A 14,466-nucleotide genomic window follows, 5' to 3' on the forward strand; every position below is an offset into this window, starting at 1 on the left:
AAAAACGCCAACGCTCTCTCACCGGTGAGAGAGCGTTGGCGCAAAACAGTCAGGAAGTGAGAGAGCGTCCTGTTAGCGGGTGACCTCTTCCAGCAGTTCCAGCACATGGCGGTACCGGGCGCCCGTTGCGCGCGTCATGCCCAGTTCGCAGGTCCGGTTGCACGAGGCATGAGCCGCGGCCCCCATGTCCGCCACTTCGGCGGCCTGTTTTGCGGTGGCCGACGCCGTCAGTTCGGGATGCAGCATGCCCCGGTCCCCGGCGAAGGCGCAGCAGCCCCAGTTTTCCGGGACCTCCACCCGGTCGGCCACGGCCCCGGCCACCGCACCGAGGGCATCGTTGAGGCCCATCCGGGTGGACGAACAGGTGGGGTGCAGGGCCAGCGACTCCAGCCTCCCGTGGTCCGGCAGCCGGGGCAGGATCCGCTCCGCGGCGAAATCCACGGCGTCCACCATGCGCAGGGCCCGCTGCCCTGCAGCGGGCGCGTCGGACTCCACGGCCTGGCGCAGGCCCTCGGTGCAGGAAGATGCGTCGCAGACAATGGGAAGTTCGCCGTCCCGGGTTGCCTCCCGGAGGGCCGCCAGGGTCTTCTCCCGCATGGTTTTCCGGCCGGCGTCCATGCCCTTGGAGGACCAGGGGGTGCCGCAGCACAGGCCGTCGATCCCCTGGGGGACGAGGAGCGTGAGTCCGGCCCGGTCGCACAGCTGTTCAAAGCTGTACTGGACGCCGCGTCCTTCGGTATACGCGCCCGCACCGGCGGGTCCGAACATGGTCCCCACGCACGCCGGGAAGTAGACAGCGTCAACTTCACCCGACGGCGTCGGACGCTTCCGCACGGAACCGCCGCCCGGCAGTTCGGCGGAGTACAGCGGAACGGTGTCCTTCCCGAGGATTGCCCGGGCGGCCTTGTTCGGCGGAGCGATGGCGGCCGCCGGGAGCTTGTCCACGACGGTCAGCGCGAGCGAGGCACCGCGGGTCACGCCCTCCCAGTGTTTGGCGGCGGCATTCCACACGCCGTTGGCGACCGGGCCGGCGTCGGCAGTGCGCAGGCGTTTCACGAGTGATCCGGTGTTGATGTCCACCGGGCAGGCGGTCTGGCACATCCCGTCCACGGCGCAGGTATCCACGGATTCGTAGTCGTAGTCGTTTTCCAGTTCCTTGACCAGCGCCGTGTCCCCGGCCAGCCGGGCGGACTCGATGGCGCGCAGCGTCACGATCCGCTGGCGCGGAGTGAGGGTGATGTCCTTGCTGGGGCACACCGGCTCGCAGTAGCCGCAGGAGACGCAGCGGTCCACTTCCTCGGCCACGGGCGGCGCTGTCTTGATGTGCCTCAGGTGCGCCAGCGGGTCCTCGTCCATCAGCACGCCCGGGTTGAGCATGCCGGCGGGGTCGAAAAGGCGCTTAATGCTGCGCATGACGTCGTAGAGCTCATCGCCGTACTGCCGGCGGACGAAGGGAGCCATCACGCGCCCGGTCCCGTGTTCGGCCTTCAGCGATCCGCCCTCGGCCAGGACCAGGTCCACCATGTCCTCGGTAAAAGCGCTGTAGCGGTCGAGTTCTGCCGGGGAGGCGAAACCGTCGGTGAGCATGAAGTGGACGTTGCCGTCCTTCGCGTGGCCGAAGATCACGCTGTTGCCGTAGCTGTACTTGTCGAAAAGCCGGATCAGCTCCCGGCAGGTCCGGCCCAGCACCGGGACGGGGACCACAATGTCCTCCAGCAGCGCGGTGGTGCCCTGGGGGCGGGCCCCGGCCACCGAGGCATAAAGGCCCTTGCGCAGCTGCCAGAGCTGCCCGCGTTCCCGGGCGTCGCCGGTGAACCGGGCCGGGGCGGACAGCCCCAGCTCCGGGAGGACGCCCTCGCCGTTGAGCTGGAGTTCCGCCAGGTGCCCGGCGTTGCCGGCGGAGTACTCGACGAGCAGGGCGGCATGGTCCCGGACCGCCAGGTCCTGCACGACGGCGGGCGTCCCCTTCAGCGTCTGGCCCACTTTCAGGGACAGCGCATCCATCAGCTCGATGGTCGCGGCGCCCGTTTCAACGAGGGCAGGCAGGGCCGCGTTGGCGGCCTCAAGGTCGGGGAACACCAGCAGGCCCGCGGCGGCGTGCTGGAGCCGCGGAATGGTGCGGAAAACCGCCTGGGCCACAAAACCCAGGGTGCCCTCGCTGCCGACGATCAGGTGGGCCATGATGTCCACCGGTGCCTGGAAGTCCAGCAGGGAGTTCAGGCCGTAGCCCATGGTGTTCTTCATGGAGAACTGCTGCCGGATCCTGTGCACAGAATCCGCGTTGTTCCTCACCCGGTCGGCCTGCCTGGCCAGGCCTTCGTAGAGTTCCGGTTCCAGGGCGCGGAGCTTCTGGTCGGCGTCCGGCGCTCCGGTGTCGATGACAGTGCCGGACGGCAGCACCACGGTCAGGGATTCCAGGGTGCGGTAGGTGTTGTCCACGGTCCCGCAGTTCATGCCGGAGGAATTGTTGGCCACTACGCCGCCGATCGTGCATGCCGCCTCGCTGGCCGGATCCGGGCCGAATTTCCGGCCGTAACGGGCAAGCCTCGCATTGAGTGCCCGCACGGTGACGCCCGGCTGGACGCGGACCCGCGCGCCGTCGTCGAGCACTTCAATGTCCCGGAAGTTGCGCCGGACGTCAACCAGCACGCCGTCGGTGACCGCCTGGCCGCTCAGGCTGGTGCCGCCGGAGCGGAAGGTCAGCGGAACGCCCTGGGCGGCGCTGGCCCGCAGCAGGCCGCCGACTTCGGCAGCGCTTCCCGCTGTCACCACCGCCTGCGGGACCATGAGGAAATGCGAGGCGTCATGGGCGTTCGCGTGCAGGTCGATGGCCCGGGTCTTCACCTGGCCGGGATCGTGCACAGCCGCGCGCAGCCCAGCCATGTCCAGGGGGGCCATCAGGGGACCATCCAGCCGAGCACGGGGGTGGACTGCAGGAAGATCAGCACGGTGATGAGCGCCAGCAGGCCCAAGCTCCAGCCCAGGAGCTTCCGGAAGAGGGTTCCCTCGGCACCGTCAAGGCCTACTGCGGCCGAGGCCACGGCAAGGTTCTGCAGCGACAGCATCTTACCCATCACCCCGGCGGAGGAGTTGGAGGCCGCCATCAGCACCGGTGACAGGCCGGTCTGCTCCGCGGCGGTGGCCTGCATCTGGCCGAACAGGGAGTTGGAGGACGTGTCGGAACCGGTGAGGGCCACGCCGATCCATCCGATCAGCGGTGAGAGGATGGCGAAGAAGCCGCCCGCGGAAGCCAGTGCAAAGCCCAGGGTGGTGGTCTGGCCGGACAGGTTCATCACGAAGGAGAGCCCCAGGACGGCGGTGACGGTAACAATCGTCCACCGCAGCTGGACCAAGGTGTCACGGTAGATCCGCAGGCCCTGTGATGCAGTGATTTTGTACAGCAGCATGGTGAGCAGGCCGGAGAACATCAGAAGGGTGCCGGTCGCCTTGAGGTGGTCGAGCTTGAATTTGGTGGCCGCGACCGGCTTGCCGGCCGAATCGGTGATGTCCAGCCCCGGCCAGGCAAACGTCACGCTGCCCACCTGCCCCAGCCAGGTCTTGACGAACGGAATCTGGGCCACCGAGAACACCGCGATGATGATCAGGTAGGGGGCGATGGCCATCCAGATCTGGCGCGGCTCGGGCCGTGAGTTATCGGCGGGGACCGTGGTGCCTGGGGCCGACGCTGACCGGTGTTCCCTGCCGGCCCCTGTGCCGGGCTCGACGGCGGGGCCGACGGCGGAACCGCCCTCACGGAAGCCGGTCCCCACGGCGGCGGCAGCGTGCGCAGCTTCCGGTGCGGCTTCGACGGCGCCGCCCATTCCGATGGTTTCCTTCGGCTGCCAGACCTTCAGCATGAGCAGCACGGCGGCCACCGTGACGACGGCGGCGACAACATCGGTGAGCTCCACGGCGAAGTAGTTGGACGTGACAAACTGGGCCGCACCGAAGGCGACGCCTGCCACCAGGGCCACGGGCCAGGTCTGCTTCACACCGCGCCGGCCATCAACGATGAACACCAGCAGCAGCGGCACAATCAGTGCAATGAAGGGCGTCTGGCGTCCGGCCATCGAGGAAAGATCGTGCAGCGGCAGGCCGGTGACGCCGTTCAGGGCGATGATCGGCGCGGCCATTGCGCCGAAGGCCACGGGAGCAGTGTTGGCGAGCAGCGAGACAATGGCCGACTTCATCGGCTTCATGCCGGCCGCCATCAGCATGGCGGCGGAGATGGCCACGGGTGCTCCGAATCCCGCGAGGGATTCCAGCAGCGCACCGAAGCAGAAGGCGATCAGGATGGACAGGATGCGGAGGTCGTTGGAGATGGAGCGGATGGTCCGGCCCAGCACTTCGAACCACGGGGTAGCCACGGTGAGCCGGTAGATCCACAGCGCGTTGACCAGGATCCACAGGATCGGAAACAGGCCGTAGAAGATGCCGGCCGCGGTGGCACTCAAGGCCTGGTTGACCGGCATCTGCCAGCCGGCGATGGCCAGCACAAGGGACAAGGCAAGGCTGGCGAGGGCGGCCTTGGGTGCCTTGACCTTGAAGACACCCAAAAGGACAAAGAGCAGGACGAGGGGGAGCGCTGCGCAGAGCGCCGAAAGCACAAGGGACCCGGCAATCGGGTCAAGGATCTGCTGAAACATGTGTCTCCAGATTGTGTTAGGCGTCACAACACCGTGGCGCCCTACGATTGTCTAACAAGTACACATGATGGTCAAGAGCAGTTTGTTGACTTGTCTGGCAAGATGGGGACTAATCAAGAGTCCTTGGCGGGAAGGAAGCTCCGGTGGCCGGGCGAATCACAGCAGTTTCGATCGTGGAGGCGATCTCCGCGGATCTGCGGAGCCGGATCTTTTCCGGCGAACTCGGTTCCGGCCATACCCTCACCGAAACGGACGTGGCCTCCTCCTACGAGGTGGCGCGTCCTACGGCGAAGGCGTCAATTGAAAAGCTCGTTGCCGAAGGGCTGCTGGACCGCGGTACGCACAAGACCGCCCGCGTGGTGGAACTCGGACCGGATTCAGTGCGGGACATCTATCTGGCCCGCGCCTATCTGGAGAGCGAAGTACTCCGGCGGCTCGCACGCACCAAGGAGGTGCCCGAAGCGGCCGTGCAGGCCAACCGGGACATCGCTGCACTGCAGACCGGAGCCCCGCTCGACGTCATCGAACCGGACATGCGGTTCCACATCAGCCTGATCGACGCCGTGGGCAATGAGCGCATCAGCAGGATGTACCGCTCGCTCGTGGGCGAGGTGAAGCTGTGCATGGTCCGCATCCAGTCCCTGCACCTCCTGGACACCGCGCTGATCCAGGCCGAACACCAGAGGATCCTCGAACTGATCGAGGCAGGCCAAGGGGAGGCCGCGGCCGAACTGCTCGACGAACACCTCGGGCGCGCCCGCGAACGGCTGGTCTCCGCCATGGGAGGAACTGCCGGACCGGAGGCTGACGTCTCCTCGGAGCTACTGCCCGAGTAACCTGTCCGGCAGCTAGCGGGCCCGCTCCACGCGCTTCTCGTCCCAGACCGGTTCTGCGGATTCGTATACCCTGCCGTCGGAACCGAACACCAGGAAGCGGTCGAAGGTCCGGGCGAACCAACGGTCGTGCGTCACGGCCAGGACCGTTCCCTCGAAGTGGTCGATGGCTCGCTCCAGCGCCTCGGCCGAGTGCAGGTCCAGGTTGTCCGTCGGCTCGTCGAGGAGCAGCAGGGTGGCACCGGAAAGCTGCAGCAGCAGGATCTGGAACCGCGCCTGCTGTCCGCCGGACAGGGATTCGTACTTCTGTTCGGACTGCCCGGCCAGCCCGTAGCCGTCCAGGGCACCGGCCGCTGCCTCGCGTCCAAGCCCGGAACGGTGCTCGTCGCCGCGGTGCAGAATTTCCAGCAGGGTCTTCCCCAACAGATCCGGGCGGACGTGCGTCTGTGCGAAGAAGCCGGGCCGGATGCGGGCGCCGAGTTTCACGGTGCCTTCGTGCGGCACTTCGGCGATGTCGACGTCGGACACCGGCAGGTGCTCCCGCTCGGGATCCGTTCCACCCGTGGCGAGCAGGCGCAGGAAATGGCTCTTGCCGGAGCCATTGGAGCCGAGAACGCCCACACGGTCACCGAACCACACTTCGGTGGAAAACGGCTTCATCAGCCCGGTCAGCTCCAGCTTTTCGGCCACAATCGCGCGCTTGGCGGTGCGGCCGCCCTTCAGCCGCATCTGCACGTTCTGTTCGATCGGCAGCGCCTCGGGCGGACCGGCTTCCAGGAACTTCGCCAGCCGGGTCTGGGCGGCGTGGTACCGGTTGGCCATGTCGGAGCGGAACGCGGCCTTGTTCTTGTACATGTTCACGAGTTCCTTGAGCTTCACGTGCTCCTCGTCCCAGCGCTTCCGCAGCTCCTCGAAGCGGGCGTTGCGGTCAGCCCTGGCGTCCACGTAGGAGCCGAAGCCGCCGCCGTGGACCCACGCACCGGCACCGTTGATCCCCGGTTCGAGGGTCACGATGCGGCTGGCGGCGTTGTTCAGCAGCTCGCGGTCGTGGCTGATGAAGAACACGGTCTTCTTCGACTCGTTGAGCTTGGACTCGAGCCAGCGCTTGCCCGGAACGTCGAGGTAGTTGTCCGGTTCGTCGAGGAGCAGGAGTTCGTCGGGGCCGGCGAACAGTGCCTCCAGCACCAGCCGCTTTTGCTCGCCGCCGGAAAGGCTCGACGCCGGGCGGTGCTGCGCGCGGTCGAACGGAAGTCCCAGAGCGGCCATGCAGACCTCATCCCAGACGGTCTCGACGTCGTAGCCGCCGGCATCTCCCCAGTCCACAATTGCCTGGGCGTACTGCATCTGGGTGGGCTCGTCGTCGTGCTCCATCATGGCCAGCTCGGCGTCGTCGACGGCGCGGGCGGCGGCGGCAAGGGCCGGCAGGGCGGCGGACACCAGGAGGTCGCGGACGGTGGAATCGTCCCGGACCTGGCCCACGAACTGGCGCATGATGCCCATGTTGCCGGACCGCCCGATCACGCCTTCGTCCGGGACAAGGTCGCCGGAAATGATCCGGAACAGGGTGGTCTTTCCCGTTCCGTTGGGTCCGATCAGTGCCGTTTTGGTGCCGTCCGGGACCTTGAAGGTCACCCCGTTGAGCAGCTGGGTGCCGTCGGAGAGGAAGTAGTCGATGCCGGAAACGTCAATATGAGCCACGCATTCCATCTTCCCACGCCCGCCCCCTCGGAGTTTTTGTCCAGATACCGCCCCCATAAACGCCCGGAAGCCGCGATTTCTGGACTAAAACTCCCGTCGGAAGGGAGGGCCCGGCAGACTGGTGGGCCCCGCTACCCCGCTGCGACCAGGAACTCCTTGAGCAACGGACCGGATGTGGTGGCTCCCAGGCCGCCTTCTTCGACGAAGACGGCAACGGCGAGGTCCCCGTGCACCGCCACAATCCAGGCGTGCGTCTTGGGCGGGTTCTCGGTGCCGAATTCGGCGGTGCCCGTCTTGGCTCCCACCGGTTCTCCCGGCACGGAAGCCAGGAAGCCTGCGTGCCCGGAAGTGACCACGGCCCGCATCATGTCCGCCAGGGCGGCGGCTTCTGCAGCAGTGACGGGCTTCTCCGCGGCTTTTGCGGGAGCAGGCGCTGTGGAGGACAACGACGGCGACGTTCCATCCGTCGTCGGCGTTCCAGACCCCTCCGGGGCTGCCGTTTCACTGGCGGAGCCGCTGCCGGCTTCCGCGTTCAGCACGAGTGTGGGTGACACGGGGGAGCCCTTGGCCACGGATCCGGCCATTACCGCAGCTGCCAGCGGGGAGAGGAGCACCTTGCCCTGCCCGATCATGGAGGCGGCATGCTCGGTTCCTTCGGCTTCGCCCGGGACAGAGCCGAGGAAGGCGTCTGCGCCCAGTCCGGGAGCCTCGACGGCAACACCGAGCGAGGTGGCCGCGGATTCCAGCTGGGCCTGGCTGACGGAGTCACGGGCCGCGATGAAGGCTGTGTTGCAGGAGTGCGCGAACGCGTCCCGCAGGGTGACGGATCCCAGGGAGCCTTCCGGATAGCCCTCGGCGTTCTTGAACGTGCGGCCGTCCACCGTGAGCGTCGGAGTGCATTCGACCTTCGAATCCGGCGTCATGCCGTTGCGGATCATGGCCAGCGAATCCACCATCTTGAACGTCGAGCCAGGAGCATACTGTCCCAGCATCGCCGTGTTGTAGCCGTTGCTGCCCGGTCCCGAGGCAGCGGCGAGGACGGCGCCGCTGGAGGGGCGCAGGGCCACGATGGCGGACGCCGGACCAACGTCCGCCAGAATGTCTTCAGCGAGCTGCTGCAGCTTCGGGTCCAGGGTGGTCTTCACGGGGGTTCCCGGCTTCATCTCAACCTGGAACAGGATCCGGCGGCCCTGGTTGGGCAATGCCTGCTTCTCCTCGGCGGTGAGGCCTTCCTTGACGGCAAAGACCTGGACCCCGTTAGCGCCTCTGAGCTGGGCGTCGTATTGCTGCTGAAGCCCGCCGGTGCCGGTGGTGTCCCCGGCTTTGAGTGCCCCGCCGGATTTCTCGATCTGTTCGGCATTAGCCTCGGCGGCGGTGCCCAGAAGGGCGCGGGCGAAGGTCCGGGTGGGTGCCAGCGGCAGGAGATCGGGGACGGACCGGGCGCCGGGAATCTGAGCGATCTGCTCATCCGTGATGGTCCGGCCGTCCTGGCGCAGCGTGATGGCGGCGACGAAGGCCTCGGGTCCGGCCGCCTCGACCTGCTGCGTGTAGGCGGCCGGATCCACTCCCACCAGTTGGGCGAGTTTGGTGGCGGACGCGGCCGGGTCGGCGGAGGCCAGCCGGGGCTTGTCGATGCCGACGTACACCACCGGCCGGGAGGTGACGAGTTTCGCCTCGCCGGCGCCCAGGATCTCTGCCCGCTCCGGCGACTGGCTGGCGGATCCGAGGACTTCGCCCTCGGCGAGCTCAGGGACCAGCAGGGCAGGCTTCCACACGGTCAGCCATTTGTCGCCGGACTTCTTCAATTCAGCGGAGGCCGTGTATTTCCACTCGCCGGAGCCGATCTTCCAGCTGTAGTTCAGCGGAACGGTTGCGGTGTCCTTCTCCAGTGTCAGCTCTCCGGCCTCAACTGCCGGTTTGGCGGGATCGAGCGCCTGGAACACTTCCTTCAGCTGTTCATTGGCTGCCGCGGCATCCTTGCCGTCAAAGGCGACGGAGCCGACGTCCAGCCCAGCCACCGCAGCGGCGAGCTGTTTCGCGGCGTCTTGAGCGCCGGCACGGCCGTCGTCGCAAGCCACCAGCGATCCGCCAATTATGAGTCCGACAAGGGCAAGCGAAAGTTTCTGAAAGTTCCCCACCGCGCCATTATGCCTGCAAGCCCGGACAAAGTCCCTGTCACATGGCGCCGGCCGTATTTAGGGCCGGATGATCCGGCGCTGCGTCGCCACCGAGATCGCAGCAGTGCGGTTGTCCACGCCGAGTTTCCCGTAGATGTGCACCAGGTGGGTCTTGACGGTGGCTTCGGAGATGAAGAGCTGCCGGGCGATGGCACGGTTCGGCAGTCCGGTAGCGAGGAGCTGCAGCAGTTGGATTTCCCGGGCGGACAATGCCGGTTCCGGATTCCGGATCCTGCCCATCAGCCGGGCAGCCACCTCGGGAGCCAGCGCCGTCCCGCCGGCTGCGGCAGAGAGCACGGCCCGGCGGATGTGCTCGGGCGGCGCATCCTTTAGCATGTACCCGCTGGCCCCGGCTTCGACGGCGGCGAGGATGTCGGCGTCGGAATCATAGGTGGTGAGGATCAGCACCGGCGGGGCAGGCGTGCCCGCCTCACCGGCCTTTATCTTTCGCGTGGCCGTGACGCCGTCCATGCCCGCGCCCATTTGCAGGTCCATGAGGACCACATCCACGGGCTCGCCCAAAGTGTGGAGCCGGTACAGCTCGGCAAGTGCGGCGGCGCCGTCACCGGCTTCGGCGGCCACCGTGATGCCTTCGAAGTCGCTGAGCATGGCACGGAGCCCGGCGCGGACCACGGGATGGTCGTCCACCAGCAGGATACGGAGCCCGGTCATTGCGGTTCCTCGCCGGCCGGGACCGTCGTCGCCGGACTCTCCACCAGCGGGAGCCGGATGGCCACCACCGTCCCCTCACCCGGGGCGGACTCGATGTCCAGCGTTCCGGACAGCGCCGTCACCCGCTCCCGCAGGGAGCGGAGTCCGTATCCGGAGCCGTCCGCTCGTGGTGATTCGTTTGAACTGACTCCAGCGCCCGCAGCCTCCGGGCGGAACCCGACACCGTCGTCGTAAATGTCCAGGGCCACTTCGGTGTCCATAAAGGACAAGGTCACGACGGCGGTGCGTGCCTTTGCGTGGACCCAGACGTTCGCAAGGCTCGCCTGCGCCGCGCGGAGCAGGGTGGTGGAGTACGGGTTGGGCAGCTCGACGGGGGTGCCTTCGAGGTCGAAGCGGCACCGAAGCACTGCCCCGCGTGCCGCCGCCTCGGCCTCGGTCTTTTCGCAGAGCCTGCGGAGGCTGCCCGCAAGGGATATGTGCTCGAGCTCCGGGGACTGCAGGCCGCGGACAAAATTGCGTGCCTCGGCGAGGTTCGCGGACGCCGTTTCCTGAACGGTCCGGAGGCGGGCGCGCGCCGTGGCTGTGTCGCCGTCGTCGAGGGCTTTTTCGGCCGAGCGGCCCATCAGCACAATGCTGGAAAAGCCCTGGGCGAGGGTGTCGTGGATTTCGCGGGCCAGCCGTGCCCGCTCGGTCAGTGTTCCGGCGTCGTGCTGGCTGCGGGCAAGTTCCCCGCGCGTGCGGCGCAATTCCTCGGCTGCAAGCCGCTGGTTCTCCGCCTCGAGGTACAACGCCCGGTAGGCGAGGCCGGTGATGACGGCAAAGGCTGCACCGAAGACCGGCCCCAGGACCATCGGCAGTTCCAGGGCCGGGCCGGCGGCATCCCGGTTGTGGAACCAGAGCGCCACCACAACCAGCACTGTGGACGCGGCAATGACAGGCAGGGCCACGCGCCTCGGCAGCACGTGCAGCTGCAGGAAGAAGAGCGGAAAGGCCAGCCAGACGAAATCCGCACTGGCCCAGATGAGCACTAGCCACAGAACAGAGACGGCACCGAGCCACCATTTTGCATAACGCCGCGGATCAAAGCGCTTCGTGTCAGTGGAGTGGCGCTTCTCCAGGACGGTGCCAACGAGGTAGACCGCGGCGAGCAGTGCGGCGGGGACCAGCGGCAACCAACCGGACGGCGCCGGACCGGACATCAGCACGCGGGCCATGGCCACCACGAGCAGGACGGCGAAGCCGACGTGGAGGCAGATCCTCAGGAGCCGCAGGATTACCGCGGAGCCGCTTGGTTCACCCTGTATCAACGCGTGCCTCGCATCAATCCAGCGTATCCTCCGGAGCCGCTGGTTCCGTGCGAAACCTCGTTGGCCGGCCGGAGATCAACCATTTGGTTGACCCGCTGCTGCACCCCGCGTCTGAAGACAGCCCACCGGGCGGCCGATGTGCATTGCCGCGCACGGCGGAAGAGTGGACCCAGAACGCCACAGCCCACGAAAGGAAACCCGTGTTTCTCGCCATTCGCGATCTCCGCTTTGCCCAAGGACGCTTTGCCCTGATGGCATCCGTCATCGCCCTGATCACCCTCCTGCTTGTCATGCTCTCGGGGCTGACGGCAGGCCTCGGAAACCAGTCGACGTCGGCAATCGCCGGTCTGCCGGCCGACCGGATCGTGTTCGGCGCCCCCGCCGGCACTCCTGCCAAGGCATCCTTTACGGAATCCGAGGTCACCCGGGACCAGCTGGCGGCCTGGTCCGGACAGGAAGGGGTGTCCGATGTGGAGGTGCTCGGCATCAGCCAGGTCCGGGCGAAGGCCGCCGGAACAGCCGGGGCGCCCGGCGGCACCGCAAACGTGGCGGTCTTTGGAGCCGACAGGGGACTGTCCGCGGCGGACGACGGAACCGTTGTGGTCGGCGAAACCCTCGCCGCAGACCTGCATCTCAGCCCCGGCAGCCTCCTGGCGGTGGGCGGCGCTGAACTTGCCGTTGCGGACATCATTCCGGACCAGTGGTATTCGCATACCGGTGTGGTCTGGACGTCGCTGACTGACTGGCGGCAACTGGCCCGCTCAGGCAACGGGGCCGTCGGCACCGTGCTGGCAGTGACGTTCGACGCCGGTTCTCAGGTTGACGTGGACGCCGCCAATGCGGCGGCCGGGACAGTCAGTGCCACCCGTGAAGGTTCGTTCCAGGCCCTTGGGTCTTTCAAGAGTGAAAACGGGTCGCTGGTGCTGATGCAGGCCTTCCTCTACGGCATCTCGGCCCTCGTGATTGTGGCGTTCCTGACAGTGTGGACCGTTCAGCGCACACGTGACATCGCCGTGGTCAAGGCGATGGGCGGGTCGCCGGGCTATGTGCTCCGGGACGCGATGGGGCAGGCCGCCGTGGTGCTGGCCGCGGGCACGATTGCCGGCGGCGGACTGGGCCTGCTGGGCGGCTTCCTCGCTGCCCGGGCCGCCCCGTTCCTGCTCACTCCGGGAACCACGCTGGTACCCATCGCCGGAATCCTGCTCCTGGGCCTGGTGGGAGCGGCGGTGGCGGTCCGCGGCGTCACCCGCGTGGACCCGCTGCTTGCCCTCGGCGGCAACTAATTCAGATCCCCCACCTTCACATTCCCCGAAAGGAATATTCAATGGATGCCCCGCTCAATCTCCTCAACGTGACCCTCGAGTACCCGGACGGAGACACCACCCTCAAGGCACTGGACCGGGTCAGCCTGGTCCTCGGCGCCGGCGAATTTCTCGCCCTGGTAGGTCCTTCGGGCTCCGGAAAGTCCTCCATGCTGGCAGTGGCTGCGGCGCTCATCCGGCCCACGTCGGGCGTGGTGAGCATCGACGGACAGGAGGCCACGGGCCTGCGGGACGCCGAGCTGACGGCGTTGCGGAGGAAGAAGATCGGCATCATTTTCCAGCAGCCGAACCTCCTCCCTTCCCTGACAGCCTTGGAGCAGTTGCTTTTGGCGGACCACCTGCGCGGCAAGCCCCTGGCTGCCGCCCGCCGGCGCGCAGCGGAACTCCTGGACATTGTCGGGCTCGGCCCGGTGCAGGACAAACGCCCGCATCAGCTCTCCGGCGGGCAGCGTCAACGCGTCAACATTGCGCGCGCCCTGATGGGCCTGCCGAAGGTGCTGCTCGTGGACGAACCGACGGCGGCCCTTGACCAGGAGCGAAGCGGCGGCATCGTCCGTCTCCTGCGCGAGGTCACGGACGAATTCAGCGTGGCCACGGTGATGGTTACCCACGACACCGAATTCGTCCCGCTGACCGATGCCGTGGCCAGCATGCGGGACGGACGGCTCTCGGCCCTTCAGCCGTCCGGCAGCGCCCCGACCCGGGCGTCATCATAGGCATCCCGGGCGTCCAGGATGCTGGGGACATTCGACTCCGCCCATTCCCGGAGGACGGAGAGCGGGCCCAGCAGGGACAGACCCAGACCGGTCAACTCGTAATCGACCCGGGGAGGGACCTGGGCGTAGACGGTGCGGGTAATCAGTCCGTCCCGTTCCAGTGTCCTCAGGGTCTGGGTCAGGACCTTGGGCGTGATCACGTGGACATGTTTGCGCAGTTCGGAGAAACGCACGGGTCCGTCGGCAAGCACCTGCACCACCAGCGACGCCCATTTGTCGCCGACCCGCTGGAAGACAACCCGGGACGGGCACTGCGGATCCATGATGTCGGCACCGGGCGCGGCGGCAGACCGGATGGTATCCATTCAACACCTCGTTTCTTCTGGGTCCTAGGTATCCTAGAGATACTGTGAATTCCTACGGTACCCAATACGAGGAGCGGCATGAAAATCGCAGTGTACGGTGCCACCGGGATGGTTGGCGGCCAGATCGTCAAGGAATCGCTGCGGCGGGGCCACGAGGTCACGGCTGTTTCGCGGTCGGGCGCAGCAGTCCGGGGTGCCACGGCGTGCCGCGCCGAACTGGCGGATGTCCGCACGTTCGCCAACATTGCCAATGACCACGACGCCGTGGTGCTGGCCACGGTGCCCAGCCGCACGGGCGGTGATCACAGCGAATGGCTGACAGCCATGAAAGCAGCCTTCGGCAGCGCCGGGGCGACGCGCCTTCTGGTGGTGGGCGGAGCGGGCGCGCTCGAAATCAACGGCATGCGGTTATGCGATTCCCCCGATTTCCCGGAGCCTTACCGTCCCGAGGCCCGCACCATGGCCGCCGCTTACGATGAAATCCGATCAGCTCCGGAGACACTCGACTGGACAATGCTGGCGCCCGCCCCCGTCATGCAGCCGGGGACCCGCACCGGTACCTACGTGACGGCAGGGGATTCACCCGCGGGCCCGTCCATCACCACCCAGGACTTCGCCGTGGCCGTGCTGGACGAACTGGAATCACCGGCCCACCACCGCACCCGCTTCACGGTGGCCAACTCTGAGGCGGGCACGGACACGCGTACCGGCGCCCGCCGCTAGACGCGGA

Annotated in this window: 11 protein-coding genes; 4 read left to right on the forward strand and 7 right to left on the reverse strand. The window is 67.2% G+C overall.

What is annotated here, in order from left to right; translation table 11 throughout:
• Positions 1–72: 72 nt before the first annotated feature.
• Both WMN78_RS11405 and WMN78_RS11410 read right to left on the reverse strand, forming a co-directional pair.
• Positions 73–2,898 carry an FAD-binding and (Fe-S)-binding domain-containing protein gene (locus WMN78_RS11405; protein ID WP_340533837.1) on the reverse strand — a complete coding sequence of 942 codons (2,826 nt, stop codon included), beginning with the start codon at positions 2,896–2,898 and terminating at the stop codon, positions 73–75.
• Positions 2,898–4,646 carry an L-lactate permease gene (locus tag WMN78_RS11410; RefSeq protein WP_340533838.1) on the reverse strand — a complete coding sequence of 583 codons (1,749 nt, stop codon included), beginning with the start codon at positions 4,644–4,646 and terminating at the stop codon, positions 2,898–2,900. Before WMN78_RS11410 ends, WMN78_RS11405 begins: the two co-directional genes overlap by 1 nt.
• A gap of 143 nt (positions 4,647–4,789) precedes the next feature.
• On the opposite strand from WMN78_RS11410, the gene WMN78_RS11415 reads away from it, so the two are divergent.
• The gene (locus WMN78_RS11415; protein ID WP_340533839.1) at positions 4,790–5,482 is read left to right on the forward strand and encodes a GntR family transcriptional regulator; all 693 of its coding nucleotides are present in this window, start codon (positions 4,790–4,792) and stop codon (positions 5,480–5,482) included.
• A gap of 12 nt (positions 5,483–5,494) precedes the next feature.
• Here the strand turns inward: WMN78_RS11415 and WMN78_RS11420 are convergent, their stop codons facing one another.
• The 4 genes from WMN78_RS11420 to WMN78_RS11435 all read right to left on the reverse strand — a co-directional run bounded on the left by WMN78_RS11420 (position 5,495) and on the right by WMN78_RS11435 (position 11,333).
• Positions 5,495–7,177, reverse strand: coding sequence for an ABC-F family ATP-binding cassette domain-containing protein (locus tag WMN78_RS11420; protein ID WP_340533840.1), 1,683 nt, complete (start codon positions 7,175–7,177; stop codon positions 5,495–5,497).
• Between the two features lie 131 nt (positions 7,178–7,308).
• The gene (locus WMN78_RS11425; protein WP_340533841.1) at positions 7,309–9,315 is read right to left on the reverse strand and encodes a penicillin-binding transpeptidase domain-containing protein; all 2,007 of its coding nucleotides are present in this window, start codon (positions 9,313–9,315) and stop codon (positions 7,309–7,311) included.
• A gap of 57 nt (positions 9,316–9,372) precedes the next feature.
• Entirely contained in the window at positions 9,373–10,026 is a 654-nt protein-coding gene (locus tag WMN78_RS11430) for a response regulator transcription factor (protein WP_340533842.1), read from the reverse strand.
• The gene (locus WMN78_RS11435) at positions 10,023–11,333 is read right to left on the reverse strand and encodes a sensor histidine kinase (RefSeq protein ID WP_340533843.1); all 1,311 of its coding nucleotides are present in this window, start codon (positions 11,331–11,333) and stop codon (positions 10,023–10,025) included. Before WMN78_RS11435 ends, WMN78_RS11430 begins: the two co-directional genes overlap by 4 nt.
• A 200-nt stretch (positions 11,334–11,533) precedes the next feature.
• Here WMN78_RS11435 and WMN78_RS11440 point away from each other — a divergent pair, with 200 nt between their 5' ends.
• Both WMN78_RS11440 and WMN78_RS11445 read left to right on the forward strand, forming a co-directional pair.
• Positions 11,534–12,616 (forward strand): ABC transporter permease, encoded by a 1,083-nt coding sequence (locus WMN78_RS11440; protein ID WP_340533844.1) that lies wholly within the window; start codon positions 11,534–11,536, stop codon positions 12,614–12,616.
• 41 nt (positions 12,617–12,657) lie between these two features.
• Positions 12,658–13,371, forward strand: a complete 714-nt coding sequence (locus WMN78_RS11445) for an ABC transporter ATP-binding protein (RefSeq protein WP_340533845.1) — start codon at positions 12,658–12,660, stop codon at positions 13,369–13,371.
• Here WMN78_RS11445 and WMN78_RS11450 read toward each other — a convergent pair.
• Complete coding sequence (locus WMN78_RS11450) at positions 13,332–13,736, reverse strand: helix-turn-helix domain-containing protein (protein ID WP_340533846.1); 405 nt, start codon at positions 13,734–13,736, stop codon at positions 13,332–13,334. The two genes, WMN78_RS11445 and WMN78_RS11450, sit on opposite strands and share 40 nt — an antisense overlap.
• A gap of 78 nt (positions 13,737–13,814) precedes the next feature.
• Here WMN78_RS11450 and WMN78_RS11455 point away from each other — a divergent pair, with 78 nt between their 5' ends.
• Positions 13,815–14,459 (forward strand): NAD(P)-dependent oxidoreductase, encoded by a 645-nt coding sequence (locus tag WMN78_RS11455; protein ID WP_340533847.1) that lies wholly within the window; start codon positions 13,815–13,817, stop codon positions 14,457–14,459.
• Positions 14,460–14,466 lie beyond the last annotated feature (7 nt).

Origin of the sequence: Arthrobacter oryzae (assembly GCF_037911235.1) — a bacterium.
Classification (GTDB): domain Bacteria; phylum Actinomycetota; class Actinomycetes; order Actinomycetales; family Micrococcaceae; genus Arthrobacter; species Arthrobacter oryzae_E.